Consider the following 21,232-nt stretch of genomic DNA (forward strand, 5'->3'; position numbering starts at 1 on the left):
AACGATCATGGCTGGCAACGATCAAGTCGACCAAGATGCGATAGCCGCGCAATGGGAAGCCTCGCTCGACTCGGAGGATCCCACAGAGGCCGCGGAAGCCGCAGCAGCCAACGAACTCACCGAATCGATGGCCCTGCAATGGGCCGCGATGGTCGAGGACGGCAGCCGCGATTTCGGCGCCACCAAGAACGGCGGCGAGCGGGTGCTGTCGCAGGAGGAGATCGACAACCTCCTCGGCTTCACCGCCGGCGAGGTCAGTCTCGACGACCATTCCGGCATTCGCGCGATCATCGATTCGGCGATGGTCTCCTACGAGCGTCTGCCGATGCTCGAAATCGTCTTCGACCGCCTGGTGCGGCTGATGACGACGTCCTTGCGCAACTTCACCTCCGACAACGTCGAGGTCTCGCTCGACCGCATCACCTCGGTGCGCTTCGGCGACTACATGAACTCGATCCCGCTGCCGGCCGTGCTCAGCGTGTTCAAGGCGGAGGAGTGGGAGAATTTCGGGCTCGCCACCGTCGACTCGACCCTGATCTATTCGATCATCGACGTGCTGCTCGGCGGCCGCCGCGGCAACACCCAGCTCCGCGTCGAGGGCCGCCCCTACACGACGATCGAGACCAACCTGGTCAAGCGCCTGATCGAGGTGGTGCTGAGCGATGCCGAGCAGGCGTTCCGGCCGCTGTCGCCGGTGCGCTTCACCATCGACCGGCTCGAGACCAACCCGCGCTTCGCCGCGATCAGCCGGCCCGCCAACGCCGCGATCCTGGTGAAGCTGCGGATCGACATGGAAGACCGCGGCGGCAACATCGAGCTGCTGCTGCCCTACGCGACCATCGAGCCGATCCGGCCGGTGCTGTTGCAGATGTTCATGGGTGAGAAGTTCGGCCGCGATCCCGTCTGGGAAGGCCACTTCGCCACCGAGATCACCAAGGCCGAGATCGCCGTCGACGCCGTGCTCTACGAGGCCGACGTGCCGCTGAAGCAGCTCATGAAGCTGAAGGTCGGCGACACCCTGCCGCTCGACATCCGTCCCGATGCGCTGGTCGCGGTCCGCTGCGGCAGCACCATGCTGACGGAGGGGCGGATGGGGCGGGTCGGAGACCGCGTCGCGATCCGTGTCACCAAGAATTTGCGCAAGCCGAATACGACGCTTGCGATGTTCGAAGGCGCCGAAGGCCAGAACAAGTTGATGGAGGCCCAATGAACCACTCCCTCGGATTGATCATCGAAAGCCTGGTGGCGGTCCTATTGGTGCTGACCATCGGCTATTGCATGCTGCTGAATTCCAGGCTGAAGCGGCTGAAGGCCGACGAGCATTCGCTCAAGGCCGTGATCGCTGAGCTGATCACCGCGACCGAGATCGCCGAGCGCGCGATCGGCGGCCTCAAGCTCGCGGTGCGCGACGTCAACGACAATCTCGGCAATCAGCTCGCCGCCGCGACGCAGATGTCCGACCAGTTGCGCAAGCAGCTCGCCGAGAGCGACGGCGTGGTGCGCCGTCTCTCGCGCATCGCCAGCGCCGCGCGACCCATCACCTCGCCTGACGCCGCGCCCGAGCCGGCGCCGGCGCCTGTGCCGGCGATCACGACCGAGCCGGTGCGCGTCTCCGGTGCCAAGGCGGTTGCCGCCGCGGCCCAGGCATTCTCCGAACGTCGAAGGACTGGTGGCCTTGCCGCATGAATGCGTTTCGTAACATCCGCGTCATTCCCGTCGTCCTGATCGCGGTGGCCTGCCTCGCCGTCCTGAAGGTGGCCGGCCTGGTGATCGATGGCGGCTACGTTTTCGACTACGACCCTCACCCGACCAAGCGGTCCTGGGCTCAGGAGAACCTCGGCTATCCAGGCCGCGAGGACAATGACATCGTCACCGGCTCCACGCACGGCGCGCCGAAGGAGAAGAAGGAGGAGGCGCCCAAGCCCGCCGCTCCGGACACCAAGCCCGAGGGCGTCGTGATCAAGCCCGAGGAGAACCAGCAGCAGGTGTCGCCGGCGGAGAAGGCGATCCTCGAGCGGCTGCAGTCGCGCCGCCAGGAGCTCGACGCGCGCGCGCGCGAGATCGACATCCGCGAGAGCCTGTTGCGCGCCGCCGAGCAGCGCATCCAGTCCAAGACCGAGGAGATGAAGGCGATCGAGGGCCGCATCTCCGGCGCGCAGGCCGCCAAGACCGAGGCCGACAACGCCCGCTTCAAGAGCATCGTCACGATGTACGAGGGCATGAAGCCGAAGGACGCCGCCAAGGTGTTCGACCGGCTCGAGATGTCGGTGCTGATCGAGATCGCCTCGCAGATCGCGCCACGCAAGATGTCCGACATTCTCGGCCTGATGACGCCGGAGGCGGCCGAACGGCTCACGGTCGAGCTCGCCCGCCGGGCCGGCGCCGAACGGCCCGAGGCGAGCGCCGAGCTGCCGAAGATCGAAGGCAAGATCGTGCCCGTGAAGAGCAATTGAGCCGCATGTTTAATGCGCCCTTAAACGCCGGCACCTAGATTTCCGGCGTGGCGGGGCAGGCGTATCCGTCAAGTTGCGGATGTCGAACCGGAAGCTTGTGACCATGGCGCGCACGACTCCCATTGGATTGCGGTCGAAGGCCCGCGCACGGGCGCGCGCCGGCCTCGCGCTGCTGTCGGCCATCGTCATCGGCCTGGTGCTGTCCACGGTCGCGGCGGGCGCTGCACCGGTGCCGGGCGAGGCGAGCCTGTCGGCTCAGGACGGCTATGCGCGGCTGGTGCTGAAATTCGCCGAGGACGTCAGCGCCGACGTCACCACCGCCGGCTCGATTCTGCTGATCAGGTTCGATCGCCCCGCCACCGTTCCGATCGACCGCTGGGTCGATGCGGCGCCCGACTACATCTCGTCGGCCCGCGGCGACCCCGACGGCTCGGCGCTGCGGCTGTCGCTGTCGCGCAAGGTCCGCGTCAACACCATGACCGCGGGCGAGCGCGTCTTCATCGACCTGTTGCCCGACAGCTGGACCGGCCCGCCGCCGCCGCTGCCGGCCGAGGTCGTGCGCGAGCTCGCCGAGCGCGCGCGCGCCGCCGAGAAGGCGCTGCGGCTGCAGCGCGCCGAGGCGGAATCGAAGAAGCGGCCGCCGATCCGGGTGCGCGCGCTGGTGCAGCCGACCTTCGTGCGCTTCGTGTTCGAGATCCCCGACGGCGTCGGCATCTCCTCGGTGCTCAACGACCAGAAGCTGTCGCTGTTCTTCACCGCGCCGCTGTCCTTCGATCTCGCCGACGCCAAGATCGTTTCGCCGCCCAACGTCGCCGCGATCAACCAGCGCATCGACGGCAGCAGGACCGTCGTCGAGATCGGCCTGATCGGCGAGGTCGACGTTCGCGCCTTCCGCGAGGAGAAGAACTACAACATCGACGTCGCCTATCAGCAGCCGGACAAGAAGGTTTCCGCAGTCTCCTCGGACACGCTGCCGGGCGCCAAGGCGGCCGCGGCCGAGAAACCCAACGGCAGCAAGCCCAATGGTGACAAGCCGAAGCAGGCTGCGCAGCCGGAGATCGTGCCGCCGACCTCCGACACCATCGCCAAGGAGATGAAGACGGAGGCCAAGCCGGCGCCTGCGGTCGCGGCGCCAGCCACCGAGCCCGCGGCCGAGCCTGCGCCGTCGGCAGCGGCTGCTGCCGCGCCGGCCGCCGCGAAGGCCGAAGCCGCGCCCGAGCTCCCCAAGCCTGAAGCTGCTGCGCCTGAAGCTGTCAAATCCGAGGCGGCCAAATCCGAACCGGCGAAGCCCGAGGCGATGAAGCCGGAGGCCGGCAAAGGCGAAGCCGCCAAGCCCGTCGAGAGCAAGTCGGCCGATGCCAAGGCTGTAGAGGCCAAGTCGGCCGAAACCAAGTCGGCCGAAACCAAGCCTGCCGAAACCAAGCCGGCCGAGAAGGCAGCCAATGGAGCCGCCACCCTGGAGGCCTTGCGCGACAGCGAGGGCCTGCGGCTCACCTTCGGCTTCGGCCAGGTTACGCCGGCGGCGCTGTTCCGCCGCGGCGATACGGTATGGATGGTGTTCGATTCGACCAAGCCCGTCGACGTCGAGCCCATCCGCGCCAAGGGCGGCGCCATCATCGGCGAGGTCAACAGGATGCCGCTCGATAACGGGCAGGCGATCCGGATCCGGCTCAACCGCCCGCAGATGCATTCGCTCGGCAGCGATGATGGCGGGCGCAGCTGGACGCTGTCGTTCGCCGACAAGGGCCAGGCCAATCAGCAGCCGCTGATGGTGATGCGCAACGTCACCGATCCCGCGCTTGCCAATGTGATGGTGCCGCTCGCCAATCCCGGAGCCGGCATGCTGCACCGCCTGACCGACCCGGATGCCGGCGACACGCTGCTGGTCGTGACGGCGCCGCCGCCGATCCGGGGCTTCATCAAGCGCCAGGATTTCGTCGATCTGTCGCTGCTCGATTCCATCCACGGCATCGCGGTGCGTCCGAATTCGGATGACATCGCCGTCGAGATCGCGCCTGACAAGGTGATCCTGGGCCGGCCGGGCGGGCTGACGCTGTCGTCGATCGGCTTCTCGCCGGAGCGGGCGCCGACCGCTGTCAGGCCGATGTTCGACATCGACGAATGGCAGCAGAACCAGACCCAGCCGTTCGTGCCGCGCGAGGATCTCCTGATCAAGGCCGCGGCCAACGCCGAGCCGGAGCGGCGGGCGCAGACGCGGCTGGCGCTGGCGCGCTTCTACATGGCGCGAGCGATGTATCCGGAAGCGCGCGGCGTCACCAATCTGATGATCTCCGACGCCGATCCGCGCACCGACGAGACCGCCATGCTGATGATCCACGCGGTGGCGAGCATCCTGATGGGCCGGCCGGACCAGGGCCTCAAGGATCTCGCCACGCCGTCGATCGGCAACAATTTCGACTCGCAGATGTGGAAGGGGCTTGCCTTCGCCCGGCAGGGCAAGTTTGCGGATGCGCGCGAGAAGCTGAAGAACGTCGAGTTCGCGATCGCCTCGCTGCCACTCGATCTGCAGCGCGTCGTGATCGCGGATGCGATGAAGTCGGCGCTCGAGATCAAGGATTTCGCCGGCGCCGCCAAGCGCCGCGCCGAGCTCGACGTGATCGGCGTGCCGGCGGACATGAAGCCGGACATCGCGGTGCTGCGCGGCCGGCTCGCCGAGGCGATGGCGCAGGAGAAGGATGCGCTGGACGACTATCGCTTCGCCGTGAACTCCGACGACCGCCCGGCGGCGGCGGAGGCCAAGCTGCTGGAGATCAAGCTCCTGCAGAAGCGCGGCGAGATCAAGCCGCCCGACGCGCTGAGGGAGCTGGAGACCTTGCAGGCGATCTGGCGCGGCGACGCGATCGAGGTGCAGACGTTGCAGATGATGGCGCAGCTCTACGAGGAGGCCGGGCGCTATGCGGACTCGCTCGAGGCCGCGCGCCAGGCCACCCGCCTGATGCCCAACTCCGACATGGCGCGGCAGGCCCAGGATGCAGCCTCCCGCCTGTTCTCGCAGTTGTTTCTGAGTGGCAAGGCCGACGAGCTTCCGCCGGTCGATGCGCTCAGCATCTTCTACGGGTTTCGCGAGCTGACTCCGATCGGCCGCCGCGGCGACGAGATGATCCGCAAGCTCGCCGATCGCCTGGTCGGCATCGACCTGCTCGACCAGGCCGCCGAGCTTCTCCAATACCAGGTCGACCACCGCCTCGAAGGGGCGGCACGCGCCCAGGTCGCCGCCCGCCTCGCCATGGTCTATCTCACCAACCGCAAGCCGGACCGCGCCATCGAGGCGCTGCGCACGACCCGCATCGCCGATCTCGCCGGCGAGCTGCGCCAGCAGCGGCTGCTCTTGGAGGCGCGCGCCAACAGTGACATCGGTCGTTACGACCTCGGGCTGGACATCATCAGCAACATCGGCGGCCGCGAGGCGATCCGGCTGCGCTCCGACATCTACTGGGCGTCGCGGCGCTGGCGCGAGGCGTCCGAGCAGATCGAGCTTTACTACGGCGATCGCTGGCGCGATTTCCGTCCGCTCAATCCGGCGGAGCGCGGCGACATCCTGCGGGCCGTGGTCGGCTATGCGCTCGCCGACGACGCCATCGGCCTCGCCCGTTTCCGCGAGAAATATGCGCCGCTGATGACCGGCGAGGCGGACAAGATCGCGTTCGACGTCGCCAGCAAGCCGGCGAGCGGCTCCAGCGCCGAATTCGCCCAGATCGCGAAGATGGCGGCGAGCGTCGACACGCTCGACGGCTTCCTGCGCGACATGCGCGCGCGCTTCCCGGATGCCACCGGCAAAGGACCGGACGGCGGCAAGGATGCGGCCAAGGCCCCGTCGGAGGCGACTGGCGCCTTGCCGCGCATCCAGGGCGTCAAGCAGGCGATTGCGGGTCGGTGATCTCAACGCGACACGCAGAGTCGGAGAGGGCGACCAGAGGACCAAACCGGCCGGGACCGAAGCCGGGTTGATCGCGTGGAGACGGCGACACGGCCGGGTTATCCGGAGGCCGTCGCGATGCTGGTGAAGATCGGCGACGGGCTGAACAAGCAGGACGACGTGCCAGGGGGAAAAGCGGTCCGGGCAACTACGCTGGCGTGATCCCCGAGCCCAAGCGCAACACAGGTTCCATGAACGTGAGCAAACGCGGATAAGTTCCCTGGAATTTGGTTGGTTGCTCCATGAGAGCCTCTGTCATCCAACTTGTGTGGATGACACGCGACAAACCTATTGCTTGCCCTCTTTGGTTGTGGCTCTTTGTTTGACCACGTATTCGAGGGCTTTCGGCATGACGAAATTCATTAGCATCTTCAACAATAAGGGTGGAGTTGGGAAAACGACACTTACTTGGAATCTTGCTGATGCGTTGGGTGAAAAGGGAAAGACCGTTCTACTGATTGATCTCGACCCTCAGTGCAATCTTTCGATAGCCATGCTAGGGGCTGAGCAATTCAAGACCCTTGTTGCTGATAAGGCGTCACCCAAGACTATACGGTCATTTCTTCAGGGTTATCTTCAGAATGTCGGTCCTGGACCTGTTACCATCCACTCGGCGGAAAACACAAACTCAAATGTCAAAATCGTTGCTGGCGACTTTTGGCTAAACGTTTATTCCGATGCTCTAAGCGTAGGAAACGATCTGCTGACGGGCAACGGCATCGCGAAATTTACTGCGATTCGTACCCTGGTAGAAAAGCTCAAGGAAGCAGGACATATTTTCGATTACGTCATGATCGATCTGCCGCCGTCGTTTGGTGGTCTCGTTAGGTCGGCTCTTTATTCGTCAGACTATCTTATCATACCTTGCACGTCGGACTCATTCAGTGAGTATTGTATTGGCCTCATCGCTCAGATGTTGCCTCAGTTTATTTCGGATTGGGAAACTGGCATTGCTCGATTTAAAGCCAATAACTATGCGTCTAAAGAATATGACGCGTTAGGGAAACCCGTCTACGCTGGATGGGTCTTCAACGGATTCGACACTCGATCTGACAAAATGCTGCGGGCTGATTCTGCGCACTACTCAAACATCGATGCTGCGAATGACAGGCTTGCCGAAGAGCTAGACAAGAGCATCAAAAGCTACCGCGCTGTTCTCGACAATAATGAAGACTCATTCAACATCGGGACAGTCGAGGACATGAACGTGATTATGCAGAATAGCCTTTGGCTTAACGTGCCTGCCGCGCGGCTGGATCAGCACGATCAGGTCAAGGATCTCACTGGCAACAAGCAAAAGTGGTCAGCAGCGCAGTTGACACTAATTGGGAAGATTCGTGACCAGATAGACTTCGTGGCGGATACGGTCATAGCCAGGTTGAAGTGAAACTAAAGGACGTCAGGCTGCTTCATGGGATTCGGGCTATTGGACTGCGTCCCACGGATGCATTTGCGGGATCAACGCAAAGTGCGGCCCGGCTGATCCAGCACGACGGTATGGCCGCAACAAGTAAAGCGCTGGCGCCTGAGATTTCGCCGCGCAAAAGCGGCGAGTATGTCGGCCTGAGCTTCGATCGGCGTGATCGATCGTCTTACTTGGCCGCCAATCACCGGCGGGGGCAGTATCGTAGCCGAATGAGCGGAAGCCGAAGAGCGAGGGCGGACGCGATATCCGGGTTATCAGGCATTGTCGCCGGCGACCCCAGATATCGCTCACGCCGACTCAGGGGCGTCGGCTGACGCTCATCCGGGCCACCAGATGCCGACTCGAAAACGGCGCTGATCGCTCTTGAGCGGCGGCTACCGCCGCTACCCTCCGTAGCTCTGCACCAGGCTGCCTGCCACCAGCGACCAGCCGTCGACCAGCACGAAGAAGATCAGCTTGAACGGCAGCGACACCACGACCGGCGGCAGCATCATCATGCCCATCGACATCAAGACCGAGGCGACCACGAGGTCGATGATCAGGAACGGCAGGAACAGCAGGAAGCCGATCTCGAAGGCGCGCTTCAGCTCGGAGATCATGAAGGCCGGCACCAGGATGCGCAGCGACAGGTCGTCGGGCGTCGCCGGCGGCGGCTCGCCGGAGAGGTCCATGAACAGCTTCAGGTCCTTCTCGCGCACGTTCTTCTGCATGAAACCGCGCAGCGGCACCGAGGCGCGCTGCAGCGCGTCCTCGACGCCGATCTGGTTCTCGACCAGCGGCCGGATGCCGTCATCATAGGATTTCTGCAGCACCGGGCCCATCACGAAGGCCGTGAGGAACATCGCAAGCGCGATGATGACCGAGTTGGGGGGCGCGGTCGCTGTTCCCATCGCCGTGCGCAGCAGCGACAGCACGACCACGATGCGCGTGAACGACGTCATCATGATCAGGATCGACGGCGCGATCGACAGCACCGTGAGCAGCGCGATCAGTTGGATCGCGCGTTCGGTGACGCCGCCGCCGCCACCGCCGCCGAGATTGATACTGATGTCCTGCGCAGCAGTGGGTGCCGCCAGTAAACCGGCGGCAGTCAGAACAGCGATGAAGACAACTCTACGCGGGGGAAGCAGCGATCTCACTGAGACGACTTCGGACGTCCGAGCAGCGAGGCCATCTCGTCCTCCAGATTCTCGAAGCTGGTCTTGACCGGCGCGGCTTGCGCCGGAGCCGGCTCGTTGCGCGCGGCCGCCCGGAGCGCCGGAGGACCCGAGGCCGGAGCAGCCGACGGATCGGCTGATGGACGACGCAGCGCGGCCTCGAGCCGTTGCGCCATCTCGGCCAGATTGGCTTCGGCGCTCGAATCGGCCGCTGCGGGCGGTGGGGCAGCCGGGGGCGGTGGCGGCGGCATCTGGGCCACCGGCGGCAGCGGCGGCGCCGCCGCGCGTTCGATGCGCTCGGCTGCGCGCTCAGCGTTCCGCACGGGCGGCAGCCGGGGCCCCTCGGAAGCGCGCGGCGCCTCGGCCTGGCGTTGCGGCTCCGCGGGCCGCAGCGGCCGTGGCATTCCCGGCTCGCCGCGCATCACCCGCTCGGGGCGGGGCTCCAGGCGAGCTTCGTCGCCGCCGCGCGGTTCTCCACGGACGTCCGCCCGGAGATCCTGGCGGGGATCGGGTCGGCGCGGAGGGAGCGGTGGTTCCGGCGGGAATGCCGGTGCCGGCTCACGCCGCTCAGCGGCAACCGGCGCCGTGCGGCGAACCTCGTCGATGAACGAGGGCCGCATCGGGCGCTGCGGCGGCTCCGGCATCTGCGGCTCGGCAGGCTCGGCGGCCTCGGTCTTCTCGCTGTCGGCCCAGGACGGCGCATCCGGCAGCGGCGCGATGCGCGCCGCCGGCGGCTCGGCATTGATGCCCGGCCGCTGCGGCAATTGCTCGCGTGCCGGCATGGCGCGCACGATATTGGACTCGACCACGATGTCGGTCGGTCCGCCGATCATCAGAAGATGCTCTATGTTGTCACGGCGTACGAGCACGAGACGGCGGCGGCCATCGACGGCGGCGGCATCGATCACGGCGAGCCGGGGCATGCGGCCGCGATTCGGGTTGGTGCCGAGACGATTCCCCGCGAATCGACGAACCAGCCACGCGGCGAGGCCGATCAGCGCCAGCACCGCTACGAATGCAAAAAAGAACGTCAGTGCCTGCATCTCTGTCCCCGGCAAATACCGCGTCCTTTCGAAGTCTCTCGTCTGTCCAACGCATCGCCGGCAGCGAACGGAGCTTCAGAACCGGAACCAACCTGTTAACGCATGACGGCAGGAACTGCCGCTCGGCCTCTTAATAACCCATGAATCGGCCGGGCCAAAACGACTTCTTGGCGAGCCGTGCCGTCCCGGAATGATGCATCGGTCGGCCGGGAGCCCGGCACTTTCCTAAGAAATCGTCAAAACACCGGGATCATCCCGGGGGTCGCCGCACCGTTTCTTAACTCCCTGTTAACCATATGCACGGCAATTTCTACCTACCCAAACCGTCCGGTAGTCGGACACAACCGAGCAGCGCCATGTCCATCAACGATATCCCCGTGTTGTCGGCGTTGCGGACCAAGATGCAATGGCATCAGGAGCGCCAGCGCGTGCTGTCCGAGAACGTGTCCAATTCGGATACGCCCAACTTCAAGCCGAAGGATCTGGTTGAGCCGAAGTTCGATTCAACCGGCCAGGCGGTCGGCGGCTTTGCGCCGCTGTCGCTGACCCGGACCAGCACCGCGCACATCGCACCGTCGTCGGGCGAGAGCGCGAGCTTCGACCAGAACCGCAAGGTCGGATTTCAGACGAGGCCCGCCGGCAACGCGGTGAGCCTCGAAGAGGAGATGCTGAAGGTCTCCGCCAACCAGATGGACTACGCCGCGGCGACCTCGCTGTATGGCAAGAGCCTGCATCTGTTGAAGACGGCGATCGGCAAGGGCTGAGCTCGGGTTTAAGGACGGAGACCGACAAGCATGGCAAACGACTCCAGCGATTTCCTGCGCTCGATGAGCATCGCGACCTCCGGCCTGCGTGCGCAGGCGGGACGTATGCGCGTCATTTCCGAGAACATCGCCAATGCCGATTCGACCGCCGCCAAGGCGGGTGGCGATCCGTATCGCCGCAAGGTCCCGACATTCACCTCGGCGCTCGACCGTGCGCTCGATGCCAAGGTGGTGGCGCTCGGCAAGGTGGTGCCCGATCAATCGTCGTTCCGCGTCAAATACGACCCCAGTAACCCGGCCGCGGACGCGTCCGGCAATGTCAAGTACCCCAACGTCAATCCGCTCATCGAGATGACCGACATGCGTGATGCACAGCGGTCCTACGAGGCGAATTTGAACATCATCGGCGCCACGCGCCGCATGATCCAGCGCACACTCGACATTCTGAAGACCTAGGACAGGAACGAAAGTCATGGCCTCCCCAATCTCCGCAGCGAATGCCTATGCGAATTCCGCCCGCGTGCTCGACGCCGGCGGCTCGAGCGGTGCCTTCGGCAGCCTTGGGCGCGTGCGCGACGTGCTCGGTAGCGGCAACGGCGCCGACAAGGGTGGTCCGTCATTCAGCGCGGTGCTGAAGGACGCGATCGGCAGCGTGATGGAGGCCGGACGCAAGTCCGACAGTCAGGCGGTCGCGATGGCCGCGGGCAAGGCAAACGTCATGGATGTCGTCACGGCGGTCGCCGAAACCGACGTCGCGGTGTCGACGCTGGTGTCGGTGCGCGACCGTGTGATCCAGGCCTATGAAGACGTGATGAAGATGACGATCTAGGCGCAGCTCGTAACGCTTCAGGCCGCCACGTGCCTGATGCGCCCAGAGGATTTGCCGTCTGCCGCGACTGCGCGCGATGCGCGCTGAGGCGGGGGCCGGACCGGAGCCGATCGACAGTGAGGAACGACAGGACATGACGGGAGCTGAAACGCTCGATGTGGCGCGCGATGCGATCTGGACCATCGTGCTGGTGTCGTCGCCGCTGATGGTGGTCGGCCTCGTGGTCGGCGTGGTCGTCTCGCTGTTCCAGGCGCTCACGCAGATCCAGGAGCAGACGCTGGTGTTCGTGCCGAAGATCATCGCGATCTTCGTGACGCTGCTGCTGGCGCTGCCGTTCATGGCCGATGCGCTGCATTCGCACATGATGCGGATCTCGTCGCGAATCATCGGCGGATGAGGCAATGTCCGGGGCGGCAGGGCAGGCCTGCGTGAGGGCGCTGCGAGCGGTCGTAAGGAGCAGTGCGGGGGGCGCTGCTGCTTTCGGCCGTGCGCGGGCAGCCTTTCGGGCGAGCTCTTCGCAGGCTGACTCGTCTGAGGCTGTCTATTCGCAGGTTGTCTCTTCAAAGACCGCCGTGCCGCACCAGCATGCGGTCGAAAGGGCCGTGACGGCGGACGATGCGCATCGATATTTCCTTCCTTCCGGCGCTGGCCGCCGTGTTCATGCTGGCCTTCGCGCGCGTGGGCGCGATGGTGATGCTGTTGCCGGGCCTCGGCGAGGTCAACATCCCCGTCCGCATCAAGCTCGCGACCGCGCTGCTGCTCACGATGATCGTGCTGCCGCTGCACCGTCAGGCCTATCAGGTCGATTTGCAGGCGTTGTCGCCGCTGCTGGTGATGATGGTGCACGAGATCGTGATTGGCATCGTGCTCGGCGCGACGGCGCGGGTGACGCTGTCGGCGCTGCAGGTCGCGGGCTCCGTGATCGCGCAGCAGATGGGGCTCGGCTTCGTCACCGCGGTGGATCCGACGCAGGGACAGCAGGGCGTCCTGATCGGCAACTTCCTCACCATGCTCGGCGTGACCCTGCTGTTCTCGACCGACAGCCATCACCTGGTGATCGCCGCGCTCAGCGACAGCTACAAGATCTTCGCGCCCGGCGAATTGATCCCGAGCGGCGACGTCGCCTCGCTGGCGACCAAGGCGTTTGCCGCGGCCTTCAAGATCGGCCTGCAATTGTCGGCGCCGTTCCTGGTGTTCGGGCTGGTCTTCAACATCGGGCTCGGCGTCTTGGCGCGGCTGATGCCGCAGATGCAGGTCTATTTCGTCGGCGCGCCGCTCTCGATCCTGATCGGCTTCCTGATCTTCGCGCTGGTCCTGACCGCGATGATGGGAACGTTTCTCGGCTATTTCGAAGGCGTCATGCACGAGATGATGCCGCGGTGAGGGGCCTGACCGATGGCCGATGAAGCCGATTCCGAAGACAAAACAGAAGACCCGACGCAAAAGCGGCTCGATCAGGCGCTCGAACGCGGCGACGTCGTCAAGAGCCAGGAGCTCAACACCTGGTTCGTGATCGCCTCCGCGACCCTGGTGATGTCGACCTTCTCGGGCTCGATCGGCACCGCGGTGCTGGTGCCGATGCGCAACCTGATCGCCAATTCCTGGATGATCCAGACCGACGGCGCCGGCCTGCTGTTGCTGGCGCGCAGCCTGTCGTTCGCCGTGATCGCGGCGATCGGCGTGCCGATCCTGATGGTGATGCTGGCGGCGATCGCCGGCAACATGATGCAGCATCGCCTGGTCTGGTCGGGCGAGCCGATGAAGCCGAGCCTGAGCAAGATCTCTCCGCTGGCCGGCGCCAAGCGCCTGTTCGGCAAGCAGGCCGCGGCCAATTTCGCCAAGGGTCTCTTCAAGCTCGTGCTGCTCGGCACGGTCATGGTCATGATCCTGTGGCCGGAGCGGCTGCGCCTGGAATCGCTGCTGCATATGGACGTCGGCGAGCTGCTCGGCGTCACGATCTCGCTGACGACGCATCTGATGGGCTCGGTGGTCGCGCTGCTCGCCCTGGTCGCGATCGGCGACTACCTGTTCCAGTACCGGCAATGGTACGAGCGCCAGAAGATGTCGGTGCAGGAGATGAAGGAGGAGTTCAAGCAGTCGGAAGGCGACCCGCACGTCAAGGGCCGCATCCGGCAGATCCGCCAGCAGCGCATGAAGAAGCGCATGATGGCCGCGGTTCCCAAGGCCTCCGTGATCATCACCAACCCGACGCACTACTCGGTCGCGCTGTCCTACGAGCGCGGCATGTCGGCACCGGTCTGCGTCGCCAAGGGCGTCGACAACATCGCCTTCAAGATCCGGGAGGTCGCCAAGGCGCACGACATCCCGATCGTCGAGAACGTGCCGCTGGCGCGCGCGCTCTATGCCACGGTCGAGATCGACGAGGAGATCCCGGTGGAACATTATCACGCGGTCGCTGAGATCATCGGCTACGTGATGGGGCTGCGGCGCAACCTCTCGGGGCGCCCGCAATGACAACCGAGCAGGTCCCCGGACGGACCGCAAAATACGGATAAATCATGGAATATCGGCTTGACGGGCTTGCGCTTGACCCGTCGATTCAGGCAGGTGGAAGGGGGAGCCGCGCGAACGGGCTGGGGCTCCCAGCCGACAGGTCGCGTCCCCGAGCCATGAGCGCCGATTCCGACAATGATGGGTTACAGGATCAGGCGGGCCTGCCGGAGCGGCCGCGCCGCAGCGGCAGCATTCTGCTGATCCTTCTGGTGGCGTTCGGCCTCGTCGCGGTCGCGATCGCGCTGATGACGATCGGCCGCGCCCAGGCGCAGCCCTACATTCTCGGCCTGCTGTCGCTGCTCGCCACCGTCGGCCTGTTCAATCTGTTCGCGTTCGCCGCCGGCATCGTCCGCTTCGCCGACAAGTCGACCGACGATCCGGTGTTGGGCGCGATCGCCGATCATGCCTTCGATGGCCTCGCGGTGACCGATCCGCGCGGCCATGTCGTCTACGCCAACGCCGCCTATCTCAACATGACGGGAGCAGCGACCGCGCAGGAGGCGCGTCCCGTCGAGCGCGTCTTCATCGGCAATCCCGATGTGTCCGAAGCGGTGTTCCGCCTGCTCAAGGCGGCGCGCGAGGGCAAGCGGCAGCAGGAGGAGGTCCGCATCACCGCGGCCGAAGGCGCGCAGGGGCGCTGGCTGCGGATGCGCGTGCGCCCGCTCGGCCAGACCAAGCGCCATGCCCGCTACGCGGTGTGGTCGATCGCCGACATCACCAGGGATCGCGAGCGCCAGGAGGACGTGTTCCAGGAGCTGCAGCACGCGATCGAATATCTCGACCATGCGCCGTGCGGCTTCTTCTCGGTCAATCCGGAAGGCAGCCTCGTCTACGTCAATGCCACGCTCGCCAACTGGCTCGACTATGATCTCGCCGAGATCGGCTCGGGCGGGCTGAAGCTCGCCGACGTCGTCTCGGGCGACGGTGCCTCGCTGCTCAGCTCGATCGTCGCGGTGCCCGGCGAGGTCCGCACCGAGGTGTTCGACATCGACCTGAAGATGCGCGGTGGCAAGACCATGCCGGCGCGGCTCTACCATAAGCTCGCCTTCGGCGCCGACGGCAAGCCAGGCGCCTCGCGCACGCTCGTCATCAGCCGCGCCCGCGACGAGCGCTCCGATCCGGAGCGCGCCGCCGAGGTGCGCTTCATGCGCTTCTTCGACCATACGCCGATGGCGATCGCGACCGTCGACCGCGGCGGCGCCGTGGTGCGCGCCAACGCCCGCTTCGCCAAGCTCGCGCAGAGCGTCAGCGGCGATGCGGCGGCGGCGAAGTCGATCTTCCGCGCCGTCAGTCAGCGCGACCGGCATCTGCTGATCGCCGCGATCAACCAGGCGGCCGAGGGGCAGGCGGACATTCCGCCGGTCGAGGTGATGCTGGACGGGCCGAAGGAGCGCTTCGGCCAGTTCTTCGTCACCGCGGTCGACGAGGACGAGCGCGAGACGGAAGCTGCGATCGTCTACATGCTGGAGACCACCGAGCGCCGCGCGCTCGAGAACCAGATCAACCAGTCGCAGAAGATGGAGATGGTCGGCCAGCTCGCCGGCGGCATCGCCCACGACTTCAACAACGTGCTCTCGGCCATCATGATGGCCAATGATTTCCTGCTGAACGCGCACAAGCCGACCGACCCGTCGTTCCAGGACATCATGCAGATCAAGCAGAACGCGACCCGCGCCGCGACCTTGGTGCGGCAGCTGCTCGCCTTCTCGCGCCGGCAGACATTGCGGCCGCAGGTGCTCGATCTCGGCGACGCACTGTCCGACCTGACGATGCTGCTGCGCCGGCTGATCGGCGAGAAGGTCAAGCTCGACCTGGTTCACGGCCGCGACCTCTGGCCGGTCAAGGTCGACGTCTCGCAGTTCGAGCAGGTGGTCGTGAACCTCGCGGTCAACGCCCGCGACGCGATGCCCGATGGCGGCAAGCTGTCGGTGCGGACCGCCAACGTCTCGGCCGACGAGGTCGCGCAGGCCGCCTACAAGGGCATGCCGGTCGCCGACTACGTCCGCATCGAGATCAGCGATACCGGCACCGGCATTCCGGCAGAGATCCGCGAGAAGATCTTCGAGCCGTTCTTCTCGACCAAGGAGGTCGGCAAGGGCACCGGCCTCGGGCTCTCGACCGTCTACGGCATCATCAAGCAGACCGGCGGCTTCATCTATGTCGACAGCGAGGTCGGCAAGGGGACCTCGTTCCAGATCTTCCTGCCGCGCCACATCGTCGTGCCGGAGGTCCAGGTCGAGCCGCACGCCGCCAACGGCGCCGCCAAGGAGCCGGCTGCCGCCGATGCGCCGAAGCCGCGCGCCGACCTGACCGGGCAGGGGACGATCCTGCTGGTGGAGGACGAGGAGGGCCTGCGGGCGCTGAACGCGCGCGGCCTGCGCTCGCGGGGCTACAGCGTCATCGAGGCGTCGAACGGCGTCGAGGCGATGGAGGCGCTGGAGGAGTGCGACGGCGTGCTCGATCTCGTGGTGTCCGACGTGGTGATGCCGGAAATGGACGGGCCGACGCTGCTCAAGGCGATGCGCGAGCGCAATCCGGAGATCAAGATCATCTTCGTCTCGGGCTATGCCGAGGATGCGTTCGAGAAGAGCCTGCCGGAGAACCAGCAGTTTGCGTTCCTGCCGAAGCCTTTCACGCTCAGCCAGCTCGTGGCGGCGGTCAAGGAAACCATGGCGCCACAATAGGTTACCGGAGTTCCTTCGCCAGCCGGCCGAGCGCGTTCATCCCGCGACCCAGCGCCGCAGCCGCGCGGCCTCGTGCCGCCTTCCTTTTTCGTGGGTTGTGCCCATCTTACGGGCATCCCCATTCCGGGGATTATGGGAAACACAGATGAGCTTCATGCAGCGCAAAAGCGGCCTCCTCAAGGCGATGGCCGTGGCCCTTTCACTGGCGCTGCCGACGGTGCTCGCCGTCTCGGCGGCCGACGCCCGGATCGGCGGCGGCTCCAGCTCGGGCTCCCGCGGCACGCGCACCTTCTCGGCTCCGCCTTCGACCACGACCGCGCCGGGATCGGCGTCGCAGTTCAATAGGACGATCACCCAGCCGGGCCAGCCCGGCGGCTTCAACACGGCTGCGCCCGCGCGTGGCGGCCTGTTCGGCGGCCGCGCCGGTGGCCTGCTCGGCGGCCTCGCCGCCGGCTTCCTCGGCGCCGGCCTGTTCGGCATGCTGTTCGGCGGCGGCCTGTTCTCCGGCCTCGGCGGCTTCGCCTCGTTCATCGGCCTGATCCTGCAGATCCTGCTGGTGGTGGTCGCCGTGCGCTTCGCGATGGCCTGGTGGCAGCGCCGTAACCAGCCGGCCTATGCGGCCGGCCCGTCGCCGGGCCCCAATGACGGCCAGCAGAGCTTCCGCTCCGGTTTCGGTGGTCTCGGCGGCTTCGGCGGCCTGGGCGGCGGCAACACTGTGCCGCCGCTGCAGATCCAGCCGGCCGACTATGAGGCGTTCGAGCGGCTGCTCGGCGAGATCCAGTCCGCCTGGTCGAACGAGGATGTCGGCCGCCTGCGCCTGCTCTCGACGCCCGAGATGGCCTCGTATTTCGAGCGCGATCTCGAGCAGAACCAGGCCCGCGGCGTGGTCAACAAGGTCAGCGCCGTGAAGCTGCTGCAGGGCGACCTCGCCGAAGCCTGGCGCGAGAATGGCGCCGACTACGCCACGGTCGCGATGCGCTTCACCCTGGCCGACAAGACCATCGAGCGCGCCTCGGGCCGCGTTGTCGACGGCTCCGACCAGCCGCAGGAGGTCACGGAGATCTGGACCTTCCTGCGTCACCCCGGCGCCGACTGGCAGTTGTCGGCGATCCAGCAGGTCGGCTGACGCCATAGGTCGAACGATCATCGGGCGCCGCGGAGCAATCCGCGGCGCTTTTGCTTTGCGCGTGGTTATAGTGGCGTGCCGCGATGAACAGGCAATGAGGATGGCCCATGCGTTACGAGCTCTACTACTGGCCCATGATCCAGGGCCGCGGCGAATATGTGCGTCTCGCGCTGGAGGAGGCGGGCGCCGCCTATCGCGATGTCGCGCGCGAGGACGGCATCGGTACGATGACGGCGATGATGGCGGCGGACAGCGACACGCCGCCCTTCGCGCCGCCGTTCCTGAGAGCGGGCCGCCGCGTCATCGGCCAGACCGCCAACATCCTGCTGTTTCTCGGCAGCCGCCATGGCCTCGCACCGAAGACCGAAGCCGGCCAGCTCTGGGTGCATCAGCTGCAGCTCACCGTGACCGACTTCGTCGTCGAGATCCATGACACGCATCATCCGCTGGGGCCGACGCTGTACTACGAGGACCAGCGCGCGCCGGCCAAAAAGCGCACCGCCGAGTTCTGGAGCGAGCGGGTGCCGAAATTCCTCGGCTATTTCGAGCAGCTCCTATCGAAAAGCGGTGGCGCCTACATCACCGGGCGCCGGCTCACCTATGTGGACCTGTCGCTGTTCCAGATCGTCGCCGGCCTGCGCTACGCCTTTCCCCATCGCATGACGGCATTCGAGCGCAACATTCCAGGCCTCGTCGCGCTGCACGACCGCGTCGCCGCCAGGCCGAACATTTCGGCCTATCTGGCCAGCGACCGCCGCATCCCCTTCAACGAAGACGGCATCTTCCGCCACTACAAGGCGCTGGATGCCTGAGGGCTGAGGGCGTGCAGTCATGCTGAAGCGAGCTTCGCGTGCTCCTCTGAGAGCCTCGCTGGCGCCTCGTCGGCGCTGCGCTCCCTCTCCCCGTTCTTCACGGGGAGAGGGTTGGGGTGAGGGGCGGCCGCACGGGAAGTGGGTGTCGGTAGACCTGTAACGCCTCACCCGAGCGAGCCGCGCGCGTGCTCCAAAACCACGTGGATCGCCGCGCTGCCAGGGCCCCGCTCACACGTATAGCGGCAGGCGCCTGGGGCGCCGCCGCTATACGAAGTTGGCCTGAGGGTGTGGGATCGTCAGGCGAGAATGTCGATGCGGGTGCCCTGGCCGGGCGGCAGCGGCGGACGCGAGGCCTGCTTCTCCGCGGCCGCCTCGTCGCCGGTCTTGGCGGGATTCACGGCCTGGCTCTGCTGCGTCTGGTTCCGCGCCTGGGTGTCTTGGGTCTGCGGCTTGGTCGTCTCGGTCGAGACCGGCGGCGGTGAGGGCGGCGGCGATGACGACGAAACGCTCGAAACGGACATGGTCCAGCTCCTCGCTTGGTGTTGCGACAAGCGTGGCCATCCCTGACGAAAACTTCGTCAAGCAGATCGTTCGAATTGTCTGCAACTGTCAGTGGCGCGGCGAATAGTGAACGGGTCGCTGCCGCCGGCGCAGAAACGACAGGGCTATCGCTTCGCCCCCGGCCTATTGGTCCTTGCTGCGGCTGATCGTGATCGAGGACTCGGTCTTGGTTCGGGCGCAACGCATGTCGAGCCGGCGGTAGCGGCTGGCGACGTCGTCGCCGCGGAAGATTCCGAGCCGGCGGTAACAGCGTGTGACGCCGCGCTGCATGTCGTCCTTCGGCAAGGTGAACACGATCGCCGCCGCGCTCGCCATCAGCTCGATGAAGGCCGGTGTCGGCTTGCGTTCGGATTTACCGAACAACTGGTTGCTGACATTCTTCGATGAGCAGCCGAGCGTGATCTCGCGTGCCTTGGGATGGGCGAGATAGACCGTGCCGGCCGCGGTCTGGCCGATCTTGATGCCGTCGATGCCGTTCTTCAGTTCCTTGGCAACGTCATCGCAACGATCGGCCCGTGCCGCCCGCGGCAGCAGCGCGCTGCTCAACGCAACGAGAAAAACAAAACCGGCCAAGCGGCCAAATGAGCAAAGCGATGACTGCATTCCAAATACCCCCGCGCCATTGAAGCCTGCGCGAGGGGGGCATGCAAGCGCGATGCGCCGCAGCTGCACAAGATCATCAGCGGGTGTGGCCGCGTGTTGACGGGACGGCGGTCACATGCCGGCTGCAGCGGCGCGATCGCTTGCTCAGAACCAGCAGCGGCCCGGATGTGCGAGCGAGACGCCGGCTGCGCGGCGCTCGCAGTCGTTGCCGTAGGTCTGGAAGTTGCAGCCGCAGACCGGCATGTAGATGCGTGGGCAGAGCGTCGGCTTTCGGCGGCAGACGCCCATCATGTCGAACCGGCCGCACTGGCCGGCTGGGAATTCGCAATAGAGACCGGCATTGCAGCGAATGCCGGCGAAGCCGCCGCACGCGCGGCCGGGACCGACGGCACCAGCGGAGTTCGGGAGCAGGGTGATCAGGGCGAGGACGAATGCGATGATGGAAACGAGACCTCGTGTCATGACGCCTCCAGGAAGAAAATGAATATGTCAACAATCTAAGGTTACATAATTTGGCAGCCGATCGCAATCGATCTCGCCGCACGACACTGCGCTGCTCGCGGCGTCATGTTGCGGCGACCTCGCGGGCCGTCTCGACCAGCAGGTCGAACGTCTCGTCGGGGGCGTGCTGCACGACATCGTGCCCGCACGCAAATGCCAGCACGCGCCACGCGGGATCGCTGCGCAGCCGCTCATATTGCGCGGTGAACGGCGTCGCGCTCCATCCGCTGGCGTAGACGAAGGTGCGGCGCAGAGTAGGCGGCGCCGGACTGCGGAGGTTCAGGGCCTGGATGAAGGTCCCGAGCGGATGTGGCCGGCGGCGCGGATCGGAGCCTTCGCGCGGCAGCGCCGTCAGCCCGTCATGCCCGGCGCGTTCGATCACGAACCGGCGATACGCGTCACCGGCGAGATCCCACCATGACTGACCGTTCTCGGGTGCGAAGGCATCGAGATAGATCAGTGCGGCGAGCCGTTCCGGCACGCGGTCGGCGACGCCGGTCGCGACCATGCCGCCATAGCTGTGCGCGCACAGGATGACCTCGGACAGATCTTCGGTCGTCAGCAGCTCGACGACGTCGGTGACGTGGGTATCGAGATTGACGGCATGGGTGCGGGCGGGCGTTTCCTCCAATCCGCTCAGGGTCAAGGCATAGGCGTCATGACCGGCCTGCCGGAGCCTGGCCGAGAGCGCGGCGTACATCCAGCCGCCGTGCCAACCTCCTGGAATCAGGACAAAAGTCGCCATGATCTTACTCCTCGGCTGCTGTACGGAGACATGTCTTGCAAGGCTTCCGACGGGTAGCGTATCAGACCTGTCAAGAC

At 65.8% G+C, this 21,232-nt stretch carries 21 protein-coding genes; 15 read left to right on the top strand and 6 right to left on the bottom strand.

The genetic code is table 11. From position 1 onward, the window contains the following. Positions 1–7: 7 nt before the first annotated feature. The 6 genes from fliM (at position 8) to ACQR10_RS10145 (ending at position 7,777) form a co-directional block, all read left to right on the top strand. Positions 8–1,210 (top strand): flagellar motor switch protein FliM, encoded by a 1,203-nt coding sequence (gene fliM, locus ACQR10_RS10120; protein WP_315804293.1) that lies wholly within the window; start codon positions 8–10, stop codon positions 1,208–1,210. Further along, positions 1,207–1,686: a DUF6468 domain-containing protein gene (locus ACQR10_RS10125; RefSeq protein WP_315804292.1), complete on the top strand. Its 480-nt coding sequence runs from the start codon at positions 1,207–1,209 to the stop codon at positions 1,684–1,686. The genes fliM and ACQR10_RS10125 overlap by 4 nt, the downstream gene beginning before the upstream one ends. Beyond that, the gene (locus tag ACQR10_RS10130; protein ID WP_315804291.1) at positions 1,683–2,453 is read left to right on the top strand and encodes a flagellar protein FlbB; all 771 of its coding nucleotides are present in this window, start codon (positions 1,683–1,685) and stop codon (positions 2,451–2,453) included. The genes ACQR10_RS10125 and ACQR10_RS10130 overlap by 4 nt, the downstream gene beginning before the upstream one ends. Positions 2,454–2,556: 103 nt before the next feature. After that, the gene (locus ACQR10_RS10135) at positions 2,557–6,351 is read left to right on the top strand and encodes a tetratricopeptide repeat protein (protein WP_316218146.1); all 3,795 of its coding nucleotides are present in this window, start codon (positions 2,557–2,559) and stop codon (positions 6,349–6,351) included. Positions 6,352–6,426: 75 nt separating this feature from the next. Next, the gene (locus tag ACQR10_RS10140) at positions 6,427–6,552 is read left to right on the top strand and encodes a hypothetical protein (RefSeq protein WP_316218145.1); all 126 of its coding nucleotides are present in this window, start codon (positions 6,427–6,429) and stop codon (positions 6,550–6,552) included. Positions 6,553–6,739: 187 nt separating this feature from the next. After that, on the top strand, positions 6,740–7,777 hold the full coding sequence (locus tag ACQR10_RS10145) for a ParA family protein (RefSeq protein ID WP_316218144.1): 1,038 nt from the start codon (positions 6,740–6,742) through the stop codon (positions 7,775–7,777). Positions 7,778–8,199: 422 nt separating this feature from the next. Here ACQR10_RS10145 and fliP read toward each other — a convergent pair whose 3' ends face one another. Both fliP and ACQR10_RS10155 read right to left on the bottom strand, forming a co-directional pair. After that, the gene (fliP, locus tag ACQR10_RS10150) at positions 8,200–8,955 is read right to left on the bottom strand and encodes a flagellar type III secretion system pore protein FliP (RefSeq protein ID WP_316218143.1); all 756 of its coding nucleotides are present in this window, start codon (positions 8,953–8,955) and stop codon (positions 8,200–8,202) included. Then, positions 8,952–10,016, bottom strand: a complete 1,065-nt coding sequence (locus ACQR10_RS10155; protein ID WP_316218142.1) for a flagellar biosynthetic protein FliO — start codon at positions 10,014–10,016, stop codon at positions 8,952–8,954. Before ACQR10_RS10155 ends, fliP begins: the two co-directional genes overlap by 4 nt. Positions 10,017–10,372: 356 nt before the next feature. Between ACQR10_RS10155 and flgB the strand changes: the two genes are divergently transcribed. From flgB to ACQR10_RS10200, 9 genes are all read left to right on the top strand, one after another. Beyond that, the gene (flgB, locus tag ACQR10_RS10160; protein ID WP_315804287.1) at positions 10,373–10,780 is read left to right on the top strand and encodes a flagellar basal body rod protein FlgB; all 408 of its coding nucleotides are present in this window, start codon (positions 10,373–10,375) and stop codon (positions 10,778–10,780) included. 30 nt (positions 10,781–10,810) lie between these two features. Next, positions 10,811–11,236, top strand: coding sequence for a flagellar basal body rod protein FlgC (gene flgC / locus ACQR10_RS10165; RefSeq protein ID WP_315716023.1), 426 nt, complete (start codon positions 10,811–10,813; stop codon positions 11,234–11,236). A gap of 16 nt (positions 11,237–11,252) precedes the next feature. Continuing rightward, on the top strand, positions 11,253–11,609 hold the full coding sequence (fliE, locus tag ACQR10_RS10170; protein ID WP_315738761.1) for a flagellar hook-basal body complex protein FliE: 357 nt from the start codon (positions 11,253–11,255) through the stop codon (positions 11,607–11,609). Positions 11,610–11,742: 133 nt separating this feature from the next. After that, on the top strand, positions 11,743–12,006 hold the full coding sequence (gene fliQ / locus ACQR10_RS10175; RefSeq protein WP_008965881.1) for a flagellar biosynthesis protein FliQ: 264 nt from the start codon (positions 11,743–11,745) through the stop codon (positions 12,004–12,006). 218 nt (positions 12,007–12,224) lie between these two features. Further along, a complete protein-coding gene (fliR, locus tag ACQR10_RS10180) occupies positions 12,225–12,992 on the top strand; it encodes a flagellar biosynthetic protein FliR (RefSeq protein ID WP_315716025.1) in 768 nt (255 codons plus the stop codon). Positions 12,993–13,004: 12 nt separating this feature from the next. Continuing rightward, a complete protein-coding gene (gene flhB / locus ACQR10_RS10185; protein ID WP_434911937.1) occupies positions 13,005–14,084 on the top strand; it encodes a flagellar biosynthesis protein FlhB in 1,080 nt (359 codons plus the stop codon). A gap of 155 nt (positions 14,085–14,239) precedes the next feature. Beyond that, positions 14,240–16,807: a cell cycle histidine kinase CckA gene (gene cckA, locus ACQR10_RS10190; RefSeq protein WP_434837871.1), complete on the top strand. Its 2,568-nt coding sequence runs from the start codon at positions 14,240–14,242 to the stop codon at positions 16,805–16,807. A 154-nt stretch (positions 16,808–16,961) separates the two neighbouring features. Next, the gene (locus tag ACQR10_RS10195; RefSeq protein WP_434837941.1) at positions 16,962–17,933 is read left to right on the top strand and encodes a Tim44 domain-containing protein; all 972 of its coding nucleotides are present in this window, start codon (positions 16,962–16,964) and stop codon (positions 17,931–17,933) included. Positions 17,934–18,040: 107 nt separating this feature from the next. Then, entirely contained in the window at positions 18,041–18,745 is a 705-nt protein-coding gene (locus ACQR10_RS10200; RefSeq protein ID WP_316218140.1) for a glutathione S-transferase, read from the top strand. Between the two features lie 296 nt (positions 18,746–19,041). On the opposite strand, the gene ACQR10_RS10205 is transcribed toward ACQR10_RS10200, so the two are convergent. The 4 genes from ACQR10_RS10205 to ACQR10_RS10220 all read right to left on the bottom strand — a co-directional run bounded on the left by ACQR10_RS10205 (position 19,042) and on the right by ACQR10_RS10220 (position 21,155). Next, positions 19,042–19,266 carry a hypothetical protein gene (locus tag ACQR10_RS10205; RefSeq protein ID WP_434837872.1) on the bottom strand — a complete coding sequence of 75 codons (225 nt, stop codon included), beginning with the start codon at positions 19,264–19,266 and terminating at the stop codon, positions 19,042–19,044. A 163-nt stretch (positions 19,267–19,429) separates the two neighbouring features. After that, complete coding sequence (locus ACQR10_RS10210; protein ID WP_316238728.1) at positions 19,430–19,909, bottom strand: hypothetical protein; 480 nt, start codon at positions 19,907–19,909, stop codon at positions 19,430–19,432. Between the two features lie 144 nt (positions 19,910–20,053). Beyond that, positions 20,054–20,371 (bottom strand): Kazal-type serine protease inhibitor family protein, encoded by a 318-nt coding sequence (locus ACQR10_RS10215; RefSeq protein WP_316238727.1) that lies wholly within the window; start codon positions 20,369–20,371, stop codon positions 20,054–20,056. A gap of 103 nt (positions 20,372–20,474) precedes the next feature. Beyond that, positions 20,475–21,155 (bottom strand): alpha/beta fold hydrolase, encoded by a 681-nt coding sequence (locus ACQR10_RS10220; protein ID WP_434837873.1) that lies wholly within the window; start codon positions 21,153–21,155, stop codon positions 20,475–20,477. Positions 21,156–21,232: the final 77 nt, after the last annotated feature.

Source organism: Bradyrhizobium sp. HKCCYLRH2060, assembly GCF_051168135.1.
Taxonomy (GTDB): domain Bacteria; phylum Pseudomonadota; class Alphaproteobacteria; order Rhizobiales; family Xanthobacteraceae; genus Bradyrhizobium.